Here is a 15710-nt window from a genome sequence, read left to right as displayed (position 1 = left end):
ATCAGCTTTCGACGAAGGCGCGGTGCAGGGCGCGCTGCGCCTCGGCGAGGGCGCTCGCCGGGACGACGGCGCTGAGCCGGAGCGGCGTCGCGGTGAGGGCGCTCGGGGTCGCGGAGACAGCGCGGAGCGCGGCGAGGAAACGCGCGAGAGGCTCGGTCGTCGCGGCCAGGCCATCACCGACGACGCTGACGACGGCGACGTCCTCCACGAGCGCGAGCGACGGCAAGGCCCCCGTGAGCCGCTGCTTCGCGCCGCGCCAGTCGGGCACGTTGAGCAGCGAGACCACGAAGCTCGCGCCGCGCTCGTTCACCGCGAGGTCCTTCAAGGGCACCTTGGCCTCGCCGGCGACGCGGAGCAGATCGTCGAGCCTCGCCACGTCGGGCAGGCTCCCGAGCGCGACGTTGCCTTCGCCGACGACGGCGCGGGCGCGGAGATCCTCACGCGGGCCGAACTTGCGCACCACGGTCTGGCGGCTGCCCTCTTCCTCCGCGTCGAACGTCGAGCGCGCGTAGATCGCGATGTTCGCGCGGCGTGCCCACTCGACGGCCTGCGCGCAGACGACCTTCGCGCCGCACTCGGCCATCTCCTGCAGCATGGCGTGATCGAGCTCGGGCAGGTGCTGCGCGTCGGGCACGACACGCGGATCGGCCGAGTAGACCCCGTCGACGTCGCTGTAGATCTCGCATCGCTCGGCTTCGAGCGCGGCGGCGAGCGCGACGGCCGTGGTGTCGGAGCCGCCGCGGCCGAGCGTCGTGATCTCGCGCCGATAGCTCATGCCCTGGTAGCCGGCGATGATCACGATCTGCCCGCGCGCGAGCTCGTCCTCGATGCGGTGCGGCCGGACCTCGATGATGCGCGCGTCGAAGTGTCGGTCGTTCGTGAGGATGCCGGACTGCGAGCCGGTGAACGAGATCGCGGCCTCGCCACGCGCCTGGATCGCGATCGAGAGCAGCGCCATGGAGACGCGCTCGCCGGTGGAGAGGAGCATGTCGAGCTCGCGGCGCGGCGGATCGGCGGCGCCTCCGGCCTGGCTCGCGACCTGCCGCGCGAGCGAGAGCAGGCCGTCGGTCGTCTTGCCCATCGCGCTCACGACGACGACGACGTCGTTGCCCGCGCGCTTTGCGGCGACCACACGATCGGCCACCCGCCCGAGCTTCTCGACGTCGGCCACCGAGGAGCCGCCGTACTTCTGGACGATGATCGGACGCCGCCTTCCGTTCGACTCACTGCCTTGCACGAGGTACCTCGGGGAGAAGAGGGCGCGCGAGCGCGCCTTCGTCGACCGCTAGCACGACCGCCGTGGAAGGGGCAAACACGCGGCGAGGCTAGTCCTCCTCGCTCGCCGCCATCATTTCGTAAAGCTCCGCCTCGGAGGGCCGGCCCTCGGCCCGCGCCGTCTCTGCGAGCCGCTCGAGCACCGCGCGCCTGCGCGGCCAGAGCTCGCGCCGGACGTCCTCGCCGCCCTCCTCGATACGCGCCGAGAGAAGCGCGAAGAGCTCGAGATCGCGGCCGAGACGCGCGAGCGCGTCGGCGAGATGGAGCGCGACCTCGTGATCGTGTGGGTTCGCGCGGAGCTTGTCGGTGAGGCGCTCGACGAGGATCTCGTCGTTCTCGCCGTCGTCCTCGTCGACCATGGGCCCTTCGTCGAGCGGACGAACGGACTCCACCGTGGGCGCGGGAGGCGTGAAGGAAGGCGCACGATCCGACGGCGTGATCTCCTCGATCGGAGCAGGCGGGGGTGCGGCCTGGAGCGGAGGCGCGGGCGCGACACGGCCGAGCTCGGTCGCGATGCGACGGAAGGCGGCGCCGATCTGGCGATCGCGCGGGCGCAGCCGGATCGCGACGCTCAGGTGGCGCTGCGCGGCGCGCAGATCACCACGCGCGTTCTCCTCGATGTCGGCAGCTTCGACGAGCATCGCCGCCACGGCCGCGGCGCGATCGGGATCGTCCGGAGAAACCGCTTCTGCCGCTTCGCGCAGCCGCGCGAGCGCGAGCGAGGCGCCCGCGAGATCCCCGAGCTCGGCGCGCCATCGACCTTCGAGCGCGCGCGCCTCCGCGGTCTGCAAGAGCCCCGGCGGGATCGCACGGACCCGCGCGATCGCAGCGGGACGATCGGAGGCGTACTCGACGAGCGCACGCGCGAGCTCGATCTCGACCGAAGGCAACGTGCGCCCCGCACGCGCGGCGAGCGACGCGGCGCGCGCGAGCAGATCGAGAGCGCGCCGGCCCTCCCCCGCGGCGCGGAGCGACAGCGCGAGCCCGAGCGCTGCTTCCGGGCTGTCGGGCGCATACCGAAGCGCCCGCTCGAACAGCACACGCGCCTCGGCCACGTAGCTGCGCGACAGGAACGCATCGGCCGCGCGGCTCCAGATGCGATGCCGCGCCTCGGGCCCGCGGGCCGCAGCTTCGAGGTGCTCGGCGTCGGCCCGCGCGCCCTGCGCGTCTCCGACATCGAGCCGCGCTTCGATCCGCGCCCAGCGTGCATCCTCCAGGCTCGGCGAGCGCACGACGGCTTGATCCAGTGCATCGAGCCGCGTAGCGAGCTCCGACGAGATCCGCGCGACCTCGAGCCACACGAGCGCCGCGAGCGGCCCGAACGCCTCGGCGTGCGCGGCGCGCGCGTAGGCTGCGATCGCCCCGCCTTCGTCGCCGATCGCCGCGAGCAGAGCGCCGCCGAGCAGGCCCGCGTCGATCGCTGGGATCGCGTCGACCAGCGTCGAGAGCGCGGCCTCGGCTCGCTCACCCTCGGCGACGTCGATCCAGGCGATCCGCGAGGAGATCTCGGGGTGCCGCGGCGCGCGCTCCAGCGCGAGCAGATACCGCCGGCGCGCCTCTTCGAGATCGCCCGCGGCCGCGATCGCATCCGCCTCCGCCGTCAGCTCGGCTTGCTCGATCGCGCGGATCGCCGCGGCCGCGAGCGCAGGCGGCGACGCGGTGGCATCCGCGCGCAGGGACAAACTCCCCTCCTCCGCCGCCGGCGCTTCCCACCGCGCGCCGTGCACCGACGGCGCGCGCGCGCCGGCCGCCGGCATCACGTGCCGCACGAGCGAAGCCACGGCGTCGGGCAGGATCACCGCGCTGCCTGCGAGGCGCCCGAACGGCCGACAAACCTCGGCGAGCGCACGCAACGCGAGCACATGCGGCGGCGCGCCGAGGCCCACGCCGCGCGCGCGCTCGGGCACGAGACGCACGTCTCGCTCGTTCGGCGCGATCACCACGTCGAACGCGAGTGCCGCGCGCCCGAGCCGCATCCCCACGCGGAGCCCCAGCTCCGTCGCGACGATCCCGATCTCGGGCGTCCCTTCCCCGAGCACGCCTCTCGCGCGCGGAGCCACGAACGCCGCGAGATCCTCGGTCCTCGCCGACACGGCGAGCCGCCCGAGCACGCCGCGTCGATGCCGGAACCGCGTCACGCCGCCCGTGAGATCCACCGGGAAACGCACGCTCGGCAGCGCGATCGCGAGCTCGTCCACGACGAGCGGCCCTACAACGAACGGCGCATCGAGCTCGATCGATAGCGTCCCGCGCTGCACCGAGAGCAGCAGGATCGGCCGATCCGTCGGGCGAGGCTTCGCCTCCGCGCCGCTGCTCCCCGTCGTCGTGGGGACGCGGAGCGGCTCAGCGCGTCCGAAGGGGCGCACACGCCCTCCCGGCCCGACACCAAAAGCCACGCGCCCTAGCCTACCAAAGAGCCGCGCCGCGCCGCGAATTTCCGAATGGAAAGGACCTTCGACCTTCGAAAGGCAAACGGCCCCCGGGCTCGTTCGCCCGAGGGCCGCGCGTTCATGGGGTCGAAACCTGCTTCAGACGTCGCCCTTCGCGATCTTGTCCTTCATCTTCTTGATGAGCGCCGGGAAGCCGTCTTTCTTGACGATCTTGGTGAACTGGGAGCGGTAGCTCGACACCAGGCTCACGTCGTCCGTGATGATGTCCTTCACCCGCCAGGTGCCGTTTTTCTCGGACATCACGTAAGCGATCTCGACCGGCTCGCTGCGCGCGTCCTTCCTGGACACGGCGCGCGTCTTCACCACGATCGCGTCGCCCTTCTTCTCTTCGGCCGTGTACTCGATGTTGAAATCGAGCGTCTTCTTGAGGTTTCGCTCGTACGACTTGCGGACGAGCTGCTTCAAGAGCCCGCTGAACTCGGCCTTTTCGGCGTCCGTCCGGGCCGCCCACTCCGAGCCGAGCGAGGCCTCGGCGAGCGCCTGATAGTCGAGCAGCTCGTCGAACATCGCGCTGACCTTCGCGTCGTTCGAGGGCTTCTTGAGGAGATCGAACAAGGCCGTCTGCTTGGCCTTCACCACGTCCGTCGCCGCTCCCGCATGCGCGAGGCCCGCGGCGCCCGCGAGCGTCACGGCGAACGACAAGACCAACGCGCCGACAAAGTTCGTTCGTTTCACGTTCCAGCTCCTCCTGCCTCCACCGCCTCTCGCCGCCCGGGCGCCGCGGAACTGCAGGCAGACGTCCATGCCCCCCGTTTATTCACCTTCCGTGCCACAAGCCGGATCTAGCCGATTCCAAACCTCTGCGCAGGCACCTGTGAACAGCCGGCCACGACACGCGTGGCGCCCCTGTCGCTCGCGGGGCACCATCGGGCCATGAAGCGCCGCCCGATCCTCTTCGCAGCGGCCCTCGCCGGCGCGATCGGCTTCTTCGGCCTCGGCTGGCTCGCGTCGCGCGGGTTCGGGCCTCCGGAGGCGCCGCCCGCGCCCCGCGCCCATGGAGCCGCCGAGCCGGCCGACGCCGGCCCGCACGAGCCGCTCCTGCTCCTCGACGCCGCGTCCATCGTGCTGCTCCCGGACGCCTCGCTGAAGATCGATCCGCCGGTCGCGCCCTTCGAGTCGCCTTGATCGCTCAGCTCGTCGCGAGCGCGAGCTCCTTCGACGCCGGAATCCGCACGCGAAACGTCGTGCCCTTCCCCGGCTCGCTCTCGACCTCGATCGAAAAACCGTGGTCGTCGAGGATCCGCTTCACCACGGCGAGACCGATGCCCATGCCCTGCGATCGCGTCGTGAAGAACGCGTCGAAGAGCCGCTCGCGCGCCTCCGGCGGGATCCCCACGCCCCGGTCCTCCACCGCGAGCGCGACCGCGCCGCCTGCACCCGCCTCGATACGCACGACCACCTCCGTGCCCGCGGAGCTCGCCTGGATGGCGTTACGCAGGAGGTTCCACACGACCTGCCGCATCTGCGCCATGTCGGCCTCGATCTCGAGCGAATTCGGCCCCACGAAGCGCAAGGGGACGTCGCGTCCGCGGCCCGATTTGCCGGCCAGCACCACGACGTCGCGCGCGGTCGCGGCGAGATCCATCGGCGCCTTCGAGGGCGCGCGCGGGCGCGAGACATCGAGCATGTCGGTCACGAGCTCGTTCAGGCGCGTCGTCTCCCGCTCGATGATCGCGCAGAGCGCTTCATCCTCCGGGCCGAGCGTTCCACCCGTCCGCAAGAGCTCGATCGAGGCCACGATCGATCCGAGCGGATTGCGGATCTCGTGCGCGAGCCCCGCCGCGAGTCGGCCGAGCGCCGCGAGCCGCTCGGCTTGCTCGGCGCGCGCCGTCGCCACCTCGAGCCGCCCGCCCGTGACGCGCAGGCGCTCGGCCAGGTAACTGCCGAGCAGCGCGACCACGCTCATGGCGAGCAGGTTCAAGACGAGCGGGAACGCGACCTCCGACCAGTCCGTCGCATACGCTTCGAGCGGCTGATCCGGCGGCGGCTTCAGGTAGCCCTGCACGAGCAGCATGCAGATGAGCGCGTACGACGAGGCCCCTGCGATGAGGCCGATGAGCGCGCCGCGCAGGCCGAGCAGGATCGCGCCGCAAAGACACGTGAAGCCGTAGAGCGAGGTCGCGCCGCTCGTCGCGCCGCCGGAGACGTAGACGATCATCGACCACGCGACCTGATCGACGAGCATCTGCCCGTACGCGAGCAGCGGCAAACCTTTTCCGAGCCGCAGCACCGCGGCGTAGACGCCCGTCAGGGCGAACGCGACCGCGAACGTGAGCATCGCGATCCGGCTCGAATCCGCGCGCGTGCCGATGCCGCCGAGGTAGATCGTGGTCATCACGACGAGCACGATCGTGAGGACGATCAGGCGCAGCCCCGTCAGCCACGCGAAGCGGACCGCGAACGAGCTCTCGGCGCCGTCGCGGAGGCCGAGCCGCATCACTCGCCCTTGATGTTGCCTGCGAGGCTGAAGATCGGGAGGTACATCGAGATGAGCACCACCCCGACGACCGCGCCGACGACGACCATGAGCAGAGGCTCGAGCAGCGAGGTCAACGCCGAGACCGCGACGTCGACCTCTTCCTCGTAGAAGTCGGCGATCTTGTTCAGCATCGTATCGAGCGCGCCGGTCTGCTCGCCGACGGCCACCATCTGCACGACCATGCCGGGGAAGACTTTGATCTCCTCGAGTGGCTCGGCCATGTTCCTGCCCTCGGAGATCTTGGCCCGCGCGTAGACGAGGCCCTCCTCGATGATCACGTTGCCCGCGGTCTTCGCCACGATGTCGAGCGCGTCGAGGATCGGCACGCCCGAGCCGAGCAAGGTGCCGAGCGTCCGCGTGAACCGCGCGACCGCGATCTTCTGCATCACGGGCCCGAAGATCGGCACCTTCAACATGAGCCGGTGGACGAAGCGTTTGCCCTTCGGGTTCTTGTAGAACCGGAGCGCGCCGAACACGAGGCCGATGGAGCCGACGATCGTGAAGGGCAAGGCGCTGACGAACGCGCGCGAGGTCGCGATGACCGCCTTCGTGAGGCCCGGCAGCGCGTCCTTCGCGCCGAACTCGGCGAACATGCCCTCGAAGGCCGGGATCACGAAGGTCATCAGCACGACGATGACCACGATCATGATGATGATGACGGCCGTCGGGTACGCCATCGCGCCGCGCACTTGCCGCGCGAGCTTCGCGCGCTTCTCGATGTAACCCGCGAGGCGGTTCATGATCGTGTCGAGGATGCCGCCCACCTCGCCGGCTTGAACGAGGTTCACGAAGAGCTCGTCGAAGATCTTCGGGTGCCGGCGCAACGAGTCGCTGAACGTCGCGCCCTGCTCGACGCTGTTCTTGATGTCGCGCAGCGCGACCTGAAAGCGCGGATTCGGCTCCTGGTTCGAGAGGATGTCGAGGCACTGCACGAGCGGCAGGCCCGCGTCGATCATCGTCGCGAACTGGCGCGTGAACTTGACGAGGTCCTGCGAGCTGACGCCGGAGCCGATCGAGACGTTCTTGAGATCGAGCCCTTTTCGCTTCTGCGTGATCTTCGTCGGGTTGAGCTGCAACCCGCGCAGGCGCGTCTGCACGGCGGCCTCGTTCTCCGCATCCATCACGCCCTTGCGGACCTCTCCGGTCCTGGCACGGGCCTCCCATGCAAACTCGGCCATGGTTTCTTGCTCGACTCCCCGGCTTACCAGGATAAGGGGCGAGCGCGCTCGGGGTCAAAGACGCGGCACGTTTGATCGAACCGCGGGATCGTTGACACCCCCCACCCCTCGGGCCCGATCCTCACCGGCGTGAAGACCCCCGCCATCGACCTCACGGCCGCCGCGCGCCTCGTCGTCGAAGATCACCACGCCGCGCCGTGCGCCGTGGTCGCAGCCGCGAAGCGAACGAGCGCGGGCTGGAGCTACGGCGCAGGCGCAGCAGGCGTGCTCTCCTTCGAGGAAGGCGCAGAGCGCGCCGATCTCGATACGCCCTTCGATCTGGCCTCGGTCACGAAGCCGCTCACCGCGCTCGTGATGGCCCGGCTCGCTCGCCAGGGTTTGCTTGCTCGCGCGGAGTCGCTCGCGGATCTCGTGCCTGCGCTCGCAAAGACGCGCTCCGCGCGCGTCTCGCTCGACCTCCTCTCGGCCCATCGCGCGGGCCTCGACGCGCACGGATCGCTCTACGGGCCGCTCGTGCGCGGCGAGCCCATCGACGTCGAAGCCGCGCTCGTCATGGCCGCTGAAGCGCGCCGCGAAGACTGCACGGGTGATCCGCCGCCCGAAGGATTTCCGCCGGTTTACAGTGACCTCGGATACGTGCTGCTCGGCGTGGCACTCGCGCAGCGGAGCGGGCTCGATCTCGACGCGCTCGTGACGCGCGAAGTCACGGGAGCGCTGGATCTCGAAATCGGATCTGCGCGCGTCCTGCGCGGAAAAAATCCTTCGTTCGATGCGCGTGTCGCGCCGACGGAAATCGTCCCGTTTCGCGACGGCCTCGTGCGGGGCGTCGTGCACGACGAGAACGCTTGGGCGCTCGTGGGGCATGCGTCCGCAGGGCACGCCGGGCTCTTCGGGGATGCGCGCTCGGTCGCGCGGCTCGGGATCGCCTTGCTCGAAACGCTCTCCGGCGATCGCCGCGACTTCCTCGATCCCGACGATCTCGCGCCGCTCATCCGTCCTCGCCCGGGCGGCTCGCTCCTCGCGGGCTTCGATCAGCGCAGCGGCGACGATCCGAGCTCCGGCGCGCGGCTCGGGCCGCGGACCTTCGGCCACCTCGGCTTCACGGGCACGAGCCTCTGGATCGATCCGGACGCGGGTTTCGTCGGCGTTTTGCTCACGAACCGGGTCCACCCGACGCGCACCGCGCTCGCCATCCGGCGCGCCCGGCCGGCCGCCTACGACGCCATGTTCGACGCGATGGTGGAGGCCTCGCAAGCCGCGGGATAAGCTCGCCGCGTGTCGCAAGGTGCCCCGTCCCTCCAGGAACAGCCGCGCGCGAGCATCGTCGCGCCCGCGGCGAAGGCGCCTTCGAAGCCCACGAAGCGTGGCGCCGGGCCGCGTGGCATCCGGCCGAAGGGACGGCAAAGCTACCGCTTCATCCGCGCGTACTACGCGACCTTCGTCGTCCTCGGCAGCTACCTCTGGTTTTTCTTCCTCGGGCGCTGGTTCGGCCAGGCGTGGCTCGACGCGCGCATGGCCGACGTGCACGGGCGCAACGCGCGCCGCGTGCTCTCCACGATCGTCGAGCTCCAGGGCCTGTTCATCAAGGTCGGGCAGCTCCTCAGCATCATGGCGAACTTCCTGCCCGCGCAGTTCCGCTCGGGCCTGGAAGCGCTGCAGGATCAGGTCCCGCCGCGGCCGTACCGCGAGATCGAAGAGCGCATCGAGCGCGAGCTCGGCAAGCCCATGGGCGAGCTCTTCGAACGCTTCTGCGAGGAGCCGCTCGCGAGCGCATCGCTCGGCCAGGTGCACGAGGCGTGGCTCAAGAACGGCACGCATGTCGCGGTGAAGGTGCAGCACCGCGACATCGACGAGATCGTGCGGCTCGATCTCACCACGATCCGCCGCATCATGCAGATCGTCAGCATCTTCGTCCCCGTGCAGGGCCTGGACGCCTACTACCACCAGGTCCGCTCGATGATCCTGGAGGAGCTCGATTTCCAGAGCGAGGCGCGGAACATCACGCGCATCGCCGACAACTTCCTCCGCGATCCCACGGTGCGCTTCCCGCGCCCGGTCGAGGGCTACTGCACGAGCCGCGTGATGACCACGGACTTCGTGCCCGGCGTGAAGATCGGCGACATCGCCGCGCTCGACGCGCGCGGCATCGACCGCAAGGCCCTCGCCCGCAAGGTCGTCCAGGTCTTCTGCCAGCAGATCTTCATCGACGGCGTCTATCACGCCGATCCGCACCCCGGGAACATGCTCGTCGCCGACGACGGCGCGCTCATCCTCCTCGATTTCGGCGCCGTCGCGGAGCTCTCGCCGCAGATGCGCGAGGGCATCCCCGAGTTCTTGGAGGGCGTGATCCGCCGCGACACCGATCAGCTCATCAAGGCCATGCGCAAGATGGGCTTCCTCTCGCGCACGGACTCGCCCGACGTGAGCGAGAAGGTCATCGAGTTCTTCCACCAGCGCTTCCAGGACGAGGTGAAGATCGACACCTTCAACCTCAAGGACATCAAGCTCGACCCGCAGAAGGGCATCGAGAGCCTCGTCGATCTGCGCAAGATGAACATCGGGCTGAAGGAGCTCTCGGGCGCCTTCCACATCCCGCGCGACTGGGTCCTGCTCGAGCGCACGATCCTCCTGCTCACGGGGCTCTGCACGCAGCTCGATCCCGAGCTCTCGCCGATGGAGGTCATCCGGCCGTACTTGCAGGACTTCGTGCTCGGCAACCGCGACTGGGCGCAGATCGCGGTCGAGGCGGCGAAGGACATGGCCCTCAAGGCCATCACGATCCCCGAGGACCTCCGCAAGTACCTGAGCCGCGCGAACCGCGGCGAGTTCGAGCTCCGCGTCAAAGGCCTGCCGAGCGCGGCGCGGCTCGTCTACACCGGGATCCGGCAGCTCATCTACACGGCGATCGGCATCGCCTCGGGCTTCGCCGCCTTGCAGCTCCACCTCGCCGGCCAGGCGCACCTCGCCCGCTATTGCCTCTACGGCGCCGCGGGCGCGGGCGTCCTCCTCCTCGGCAGCATCCTGTTCGCGCGGGCGAAGTAGGGAGATTTCGCTTTCCCCCGTTGACGGTGGCCCAGGACGAACGTCAACGTTCGCTCATGAGCAGCGAGGTGCGGGACAGGCTCGAGGCCGCCCGGAAGGCAGCGGAAGCCGAGGTCGAGCGGCTGAAGGCAGAACACGACAAACTCGCCGAGAAGATCGCGCGGCTCGGCGACGATTCGCCGGATCGCAAATCCGAGCTCCGGCGCCGCAAGGCCATGGTCGTCGACGCGCGCGAGGCTTTGAAGGACGCCGACGCCGCGCTCCGCTTGTTCGAAAAAACCGGCAAGGAGCACGCGATCGTCGCGGAGGGCACGCGCGTCGTCGGCTCGGTCGCCGTCCGCGTCCCGCCGGGCACCTCGCACGAGGCGCGCGGCCGCGCGATCGACGACGAGCTCGCGGGGCCGCTCCACGACGTCGCCGCCGAGCTCGGCGTGATCCTCGCGGCCGCGCCTTCGCGTTACACCCGCGAGCGCCCCGGCCGCGACGCCGAAGGCCGCACGGTGCTCGACGTCTTCGGCCGCGTCGAAGGCGACACGCTCGTCCCCGCGGTCAGCAGCGCCTCGCGCAACGGCCGCGTTTGACGTTCACTTTCCGGCGCGCATCCGCTCGCGAATCGCCTTCGCGCGCTCGGCGCTGTCCGGGTGCGTCGAAAGGAACTCCGGCACGGGCGCGGATTCGAGGCTCTCGAGGAACCGCGCGAGCCCCTCGGGGCTCTTCTTCGCGCGGGCGAGCAGATCGACCCCGAACGCGTCGGCCTCTTCCTCCATCGAGCGGCTGTAGCTCAGCGTGTCGAGCTCCGAGGCGCCTGCGATCACCGTGGCCGTGATGTCGTTCAGGTCGCCCACGACGAACGCGATCGTCAGCCCGAACAGCGCGTTTCGCACGAGGGATCGCACCCCGTGTCGCTTCACGGCGTGCCCGATCTCGTGCGCGAGCACGCCGCGTAGCTCCTCGTCGTCGTCCTTCGACCGATCGAGGAGCCCCGTCAGCACGAAGACCTCGCCGCCGGGGAGCGCGAATGCGTTCACCTGATCGTCCTTCAGCACCGTGATCCGCGGCGCCACGAGGATCCGCCTTTCCTCGTCCGTGAGGCTCGATCGCAGCTCCTCGAAGATCCGATCGACGCGCGCCTTCTGCTCCTCGGTCGGCGTGCCGGAGAGCCCGTGCTGCGCGCGCATCGCTTCGCCTGCGGTCTTTCCGATGGCCGCGTCGGCGTCGGGCGGGATCGCCGCGACGATGGCCGTGGACGCGCATCCTGCGCATCCACGTGCGGCGAAGATCAGGCCGACGATGGCGAGGAGCAAGATCCCTAGCTCGGCCACCAAGCGCTTCGGGCTGTGCCCGAAACCCGTACCGGACGCACCTTGCCCACTTCCCGCTTCCGCTCCCGACATGTCTCCGTTATACCCTGGCCGCTTCTCGGCCGCCCGTGGGGGGAGCGCGTCGAAACGCACGCCGTCCCGGCCGAAAGAACTCCTCCCGAACGAAGGGGAAGGATTCGGATGCAACACATCGTCAAGTACGAGCCGACGTTCTCGATGCTCCAGGTGAGCCTCGCTCCGGGCGAGACGATCATCGCGGAGGCAGGGTCCATGGTGGCCCGCTCGAGCAGCCTCACGATGGAGGTCAAGCTCAACGCGGGGAAAAACGCCGGTTTCTTCGGCAAGATGAAGGCCTTCTTCATCGCGATCATCCGCAAGATCGTTGGTGGTGAAACCTTCTTCGTGAACCACTTCTCCGGCCCGCAAGGCGGCTGGGTGTGGCTCGCGCCCGCGCTCTCGGGCGGGATCAAGGCCATCGAGCTCGCCGGCAACTCCATGATCTTCAGCGCCGGCGCGTTCCTCGCGAGCTCGGGCGACATCGACCTGAAGATGCGCTGGGGCGGCCTGCGCGCACTGCTCGCGAAGGAGGGCGCGTTCTTCATCGAGGCCTCCGGGAACGGCAAGGTCTTCGTGACGAGCTACGGCGCGATCGACGAGATCTACTGCAACGGCAGCTACATCGTCGACAACGGCCACATCGTGGGCTTCGACTCGTCGCTCAACTTCAAGATCAAGAGCGGCGGCGGCGGCCTCCTCGGCTTCATGGCCTCGGGCGAGGGCATCGTTTGCGAGTTCCAAGGCCAGGGCAAAATCCTCATCCAGTCGCGCAACACGAGCGCGCTCGTCGACTGGCTCACGCCGATGTTGCCGCCGTGAGGCGAGGGGCAAACGGAGACAAGGACGAACAGCGATGCAAGTGAACCTTCTTTACCGCCCGTCCCAGTCGCTCGCGCAGTGCTGGCTGCAGAACGGCGAGTCCGTGGTCGCCGAGAGCGGGGCGATGGTCGGCATGTCGACCAACGTCCAGATGCAGACGCAGTCCGGCGGCTTCATGAAGGGCCTCAAGCGGCTCTTCGGCGGCGAGTCGTTCTTCCGCAACACCTTCACCGCGCAAGGCGGCCAGGGCGAGGTCCTCTTCGCCACGCCGCTCTGCGGCGACATGGCGGTGCTCGAAGCCGGCCACAAGCAGTGGTGCATCCAGAACAGCGCCTACGTCGCATCGAGCCCCTCGGTCGACGTGAAGACGCGCAGCGGCGGCTTCAAGGGCATGTTCTCGGGTGCGGGCCTCTTCCTGCTCGAAACGTCGGGCATGGGCCAGGTCATCATCGGCACGTTCGGCGCGCTCGAACAGGTGCAGGTCGATGGCAGCATGGTGATCGACACGGGGCACCTCGCCGCGTGGGAGTCGACGCTCACCTACAAGGTCGGCAAGAGCGGATCCGGCTGGATCGCCTCGTTCCTCTCGGGCGAGGGCCTCGTTTGCCACTTCGAGGGACAGGGCACCGTGTACCTGCAGTCCCGCAACGCCGCCGAGTACGGCTCGACGATCGGCGCTCTCTTGCCACCGCGCGAGCAGTGAAGAGGTCCTAACCGTGCGACACGAGATCCGTCACAACCCCGACTTCGGCCTGGTGCAGGTCCATTTCGACCAACCCGGCGAGCAGATCATCACCGAGAGCGGCGCGATGGTCGCGCGCGACACGGGCATCGAGATGAAGACGAGCTTGCAGGGCGGCATCGGCGGTGCCCTCAAGCGCAAGCTCCTCGGCGGTGAGAGCCTCTTCCAGAACACGTTCACGGCGACGGCGCCGGGGCAGAGCATGTGGTTCGCGCCCGCGCCCGAGGGCGCGATCGTGTGCATCACGATGCAGCCGGGCATGGAGCTCTTCCTGCAATCCGGCGCCTACCTCGCCTCCACGCCGGGCGTCACGCTCGACACGAAGTGGCAGGGCGCGAAGGGCTTCTTCTCGGGCGGCCTCTTCCTCATCCGCGCGTACGGCCAGGGCTACCTCTGGTTCAACTGCTACGGCGGCGCACACGTGCTCGACATCGGCCAGCAGTATTACGGGTACATCTGCGACAACACGCACATGGTCGCGTTCACGCAGGGCCTCCAGTACAACATCAGCAAGGTCGGCGGCCTGAAGAGCCTCTTCCTCGGTGGTGAAGGCCTCGTGTGCAACTTCCAGGGTCAGGGCCGCCTCTGGCTGCAGACGCGCAACCCGAGCTCGCTCGCATCGTTCCTGCACCCGTTCCGCCCGGTCAAAGCGAAATCTTCGGGCTGACCGTGCGCGCGACGAGGCCCGAGAACACGACGGTCTCGTCGCGCACCTCGCCTGAGAACCCCTCGCCCCCGTCCACAAACGAGCATTGCGTTCGGCGGGGATCCATCGGTAAAGTACCTCTATCCGTCGAGCCACGCCTCGCGGCAACCCGTCTATGTGGAAGCTAACGATCGAGGACGACGAGGGGAAACAGACCGTACTCCCTCTCGCCCACGACGAGTACGGGCTCGGACGCGGCGAAGGTAACTCGATTCGCCTGACCGACCGCAACGTCTCGCGTAAACACGCGCAGCTCAAGCGGAACGGCCAGGGATGGTCGATCTCCGATCAGTCGAGCTACAACGGGACCTTCGTCAACGGCGTCCGTGTCGTCGGGGAACAGGCGATCAACGGCGGCGACGTCATCCAGCTCGGGGACTACCGAATCGAGCTGGTCGACGAGTCGAAGGTCGTCCCCACGCAAGACCCGACCGCGCAACAAGGCGCGCTCGCGCAGGTGCCGGTCCATCAGAGGCCGAACCGCCTGGTCGTGGTCGTCGGGCCAAACCCCGGCGCGGAGTACCCGCTCGATCGCGAGCACTTCACGATCGGCCGCGCCGAAGAGGCGACGATCTCGATCAACCACAGCTCCGTCAGCCGCCTGCACGCCGAGCTCATCGCGCTCGGCAACGGTCGCTACGAGATCATCGACAAGGGCAGCGCGAACGGCATCCGCATCAACGGCGTGGAGCTGAAGCGCGGCATCCTCGAAGCGGGTGACGCGCTCGAGCTCGGCGACGTGCGCCTGCGCTTCGTCGGCGCGGGCAAGATCTTCCGCGCGGGCATGGGCCTCGGCGTCGACGGCCAGGCCATGCGGCCGATGGGCTCGTTCGACAACGTCGCGACGAGCGTGGGCACGCCCGCGCCGCCGCCGCGTGGCCCGAGCCTCGGCAAGCTCATCGGCATCGGCGCGGTGGTGGGCCTCGTGGTGATCGGCGTGATCGTCGGGATGACCCGCAACACGACCACGACCACGACGAACACCGTCGAGACGCCGGAGATGAGCGCCTTCGAGGCGCAGGTCCTGAAGGAAGCCAAGGAGCTCGTCGACGCGAAGGACTTCGATCGCGCGCACACGAAGCTCCAGGCCATCAACGACAACTCCCCCGTCCGCGAGAGCCAGCCCTTCAAGGACATCGAGTCGAAGTGGGCCGACTGGATGTTCAGCAAGGCCGATCAGCTCGAGGACGTCGCCGAGAAGAAGCGCATCCTGCAGCAGATCGCCTCCACGCCGAGCGTGAGCGCAGATCAGCGCAAGAAGGCCGCCGATCAGCTCCACGCCCTCGCCGGGCCGGAGCCGACGGCGACGCCGCCGAACAACGGCGGCGGCGTGTACGTCCCGCCAAACCCGGGCGGAGGCAGCTTCAACGGCGGCGGCACCCCGGGCAGCACCACGGGCGGCGCCGCGCCGGTGAAGTCGTCGGAGCCGGCGGCGCCGACGCAGACCGCGCCGCCCCCGCCAGGACAGTTCGACGAGGCCGCGATCCGCAAGGGCCTCGAGCCGAAGGTCTGGTCCGGCAAGGCGAGCGAAGCGGACATCAAGATGCTCATCGCGATCTGCAGGCACCAGCGCGACACGGCCTGCAAGGACCGCGCAGTCGCGATGCTCAAGCAAAAGCAGGGCGGCTGAGCGCGCGCCG

At 69.2% G+C, this 15710-nt stretch carries 15 protein-coding genes; 8 read left to right on the top strand and 7 right to left on the bottom strand.

The genetic code is table 11. The features are described from left to right. Window position 1: 1 nt before the first annotated feature. From QHF84_RS08305 to QHF84_RS08295, 3 genes are all read right to left on the bottom strand, one after another. Window positions 2-1237, bottom strand: coding sequence for an aspartate kinase (locus tag QHF84_RS08305; RefSeq protein WP_281312654.1), 1236 nt, complete (start codon window positions 1235-1237; stop codon window positions 2-4). 88 nt (window positions 1238-1325) lie between these two features. Continuing rightward, a complete protein-coding gene (locus QHF84_RS08300; protein ID WP_281312653.1) occupies window positions 1326-3671 on the bottom strand; it encodes a hypothetical protein in 2346 nt (781 codons plus the stop codon). Between the two features lie 132 nt (window positions 3672-3803). Further along, entirely contained in the window at window positions 3804-4400 is a 597-nt protein-coding gene (locus QHF84_RS08295; protein ID WP_281312652.1) for an ABC transporter substrate-binding protein, read from the bottom strand. A gap of 198 nt (window positions 4401-4598) precedes the next feature. On the opposite strand from QHF84_RS08295, the gene QHF84_RS08290 reads away from it, so the two are divergent. Then, window positions 4599-4850, top strand: coding sequence for a hypothetical protein (locus tag QHF84_RS08290; protein ID WP_281312651.1), 252 nt, complete (start codon window positions 4599-4601; stop codon window positions 4848-4850). Between the two features lie 4 nt (window positions 4851-4854). Here QHF84_RS08290 and QHF84_RS08285 read toward each other — a convergent pair whose 3' ends face one another. Both QHF84_RS08285 and QHF84_RS08280 read right to left on the bottom strand, forming a co-directional pair. Then, on the bottom strand, window positions 4855-6162 hold the full coding sequence (locus QHF84_RS08285) for an ATP-binding protein (protein ID WP_281312650.1): 1308 nt from the start codon (window positions 6160-6162) through the stop codon (window positions 4855-4857). Beyond that, window positions 6162-7382: a type II secretion system F family protein gene (locus QHF84_RS08280; RefSeq protein ID WP_281312649.1), complete on the bottom strand. Its 1221-nt coding sequence runs from the start codon at window positions 7380-7382 to the stop codon at window positions 6162-6164. The genes QHF84_RS08285 and QHF84_RS08280 overlap by 1 nt, the downstream gene beginning before the upstream one ends. Before the next feature lie 129 nt (window positions 7383-7511). Here QHF84_RS08280 and QHF84_RS08275 point away from each other — a divergent pair, with 129 nt between their 5' ends. From QHF84_RS08275 to QHF84_RS08265, 3 genes are read left to right on the top strand one after another with little or no spacing between them, the layout of a single operon-like run. Then, entirely contained in the window at window positions 7512-8648 is a 1137-nt protein-coding gene (locus QHF84_RS08275; RefSeq protein WP_281312648.1) for a serine hydrolase domain-containing protein, read from the top strand. Between the two features lie 9 nt (window positions 8649-8657). Continuing rightward, window positions 8658-10424: an AarF/UbiB family protein gene (locus QHF84_RS08270; RefSeq protein ID WP_281312647.1), complete on the top strand. Its 1767-nt coding sequence runs from the start codon at window positions 8658-8660 to the stop codon at window positions 10422-10424. Window positions 10425-10480: 56 nt separating this feature from the next. Further along, the gene (locus QHF84_RS08265; protein WP_281312646.1) at window positions 10481-11005 is read left to right on the top strand and encodes a hypothetical protein; all 525 of its coding nucleotides are present in this window, start codon (window positions 10481-10483) and stop codon (window positions 11003-11005) included. Between the two features lie 3 nt (window positions 11006-11008). Here the strand turns inward: QHF84_RS08265 and QHF84_RS08260 are convergent, their stop codons facing one another. Beyond that, a complete protein-coding gene (locus QHF84_RS08260) occupies window positions 11009-11746 on the bottom strand; it encodes a M48 family metallopeptidase (RefSeq protein WP_281312645.1) in 738 nt (245 codons plus the stop codon). A gap of 180 nt (window positions 11747-11926) precedes the next feature. Here QHF84_RS08260 and QHF84_RS08255 point away from each other — a divergent pair, with 180 nt between their 5' ends. The 3 genes from QHF84_RS08255 to QHF84_RS08245 are packed head-to-tail and all read left to right on the top strand — an operon-like array spanning window position 11927 to window position 14031. After that, the gene (locus tag QHF84_RS08255) at window positions 11927-12622 is read left to right on the top strand and encodes a TIGR00266 family protein (protein WP_281312644.1); all 696 of its coding nucleotides are present in this window, start codon (window positions 11927-11929) and stop codon (window positions 12620-12622) included. A 34-nt stretch (window positions 12623-12656) separates the two neighbouring features. Next, window positions 12657-13325, top strand: a complete 669-nt coding sequence (locus tag QHF84_RS08250) for a TIGR00266 family protein (RefSeq protein WP_281312643.1) — start codon at window positions 12657-12659, stop codon at window positions 13323-13325. Between the two features lie 13 nt (window positions 13326-13338). Further along, window positions 13339-14031 carry a TIGR00266 family protein gene (locus tag QHF84_RS08245; protein WP_136967734.1) on the top strand — a complete coding sequence of 231 codons (693 nt, stop codon included), beginning with the start codon at window positions 13339-13341 and terminating at the stop codon, window positions 14029-14031. Here QHF84_RS08245 and QHF84_RS08240 read toward each other — a convergent pair. Then, window positions 14009-14137, bottom strand: coding sequence for a hypothetical protein (locus tag QHF84_RS08240; protein WP_281312642.1), 129 nt, complete (start codon window positions 14135-14137; stop codon window positions 14009-14011). The two genes, QHF84_RS08245 and QHF84_RS08240, sit on opposite strands and share 23 nt — an antisense overlap. A gap of 48 nt (window positions 14138-14185) precedes the next feature. On the opposite strand from QHF84_RS08240, the gene QHF84_RS08235 reads away from it, so the two are divergent. Next, window positions 14186-15700, top strand: coding sequence for an FHA domain-containing protein (locus tag QHF84_RS08235; protein ID WP_281312641.1), 1515 nt, complete (start codon window positions 14186-14188; stop codon window positions 15698-15700). The last annotated feature ends 10 nt before the right edge of the window (window positions 15701-15710 follow it).

The sequence above is a fragment of the Polyangium sp. y55x31 genome, from assembly GCF_029946505.1.
GTDB lineage: Bacteria > Myxococcota_A > Polyangia > Polyangiales > Polyangiaceae > Polyangium.
The sequence above is the reverse complement of the archived record's forward strand: the minus strand, read 5'-3'. Positions and strand labels throughout refer to the sequence as shown.

Bases quoted from the DNA above. Each gene is read 5' to 3' on its own strand.
- QHF84_RS08290 (WP_281312651.1), top strand. From the start codon at position 4,599: ATGAAGCGCCGCCCGATCCTCTTCGCAGCGGCCCTCGCCGGCGCGATC.
- QHF84_RS08285 (WP_281312650.1), bottom strand. From the start codon at position 6,162: ATGCGGCTCGGCCTCCGCGACGGCGCCGAGAGCTCGTTCGCGGTCCGC.
- QHF84_RS08280 (WP_281312649.1), bottom strand. From the start codon at position 7,382: ATGGCCGAGTTTGCATGGGAGGCCCGTGCCAGGACCGGAGAGGTCCGC.
- QHF84_RS08265 (WP_281312646.1), top strand. From the start codon at position 10,481: ATGAGCAGCGAGGTGCGGGACAGGCTCGAGGCCGCCCGGAAGGCAGCG.
- QHF84_RS08255 (WP_281312644.1), top strand. From the start codon at position 11,927: ATGCAACACATCGTCAAGTACGAGCCGACGTTCTCGATGCTCCAGGTG.
- QHF84_RS08250 (WP_281312643.1), top strand. From the start codon at position 12,657: ATGCAAGTGAACCTTCTTTACCGCCCGTCCCAGTCGCTCGCGCAGTGC.
- QHF84_RS08240 (WP_281312642.1), bottom strand. From the start codon at position 14,137: ATGGATCCCCGCCGAACGCAATGCTCGTTTGTGGACGGGGGCGAGGGG.
- QHF84_RS08235 (WP_281312641.1), top strand. From the start codon at position 14,186: ATGTGGAAGCTAACGATCGAGGACGACGAGGGGAAACAGACCGTACTC.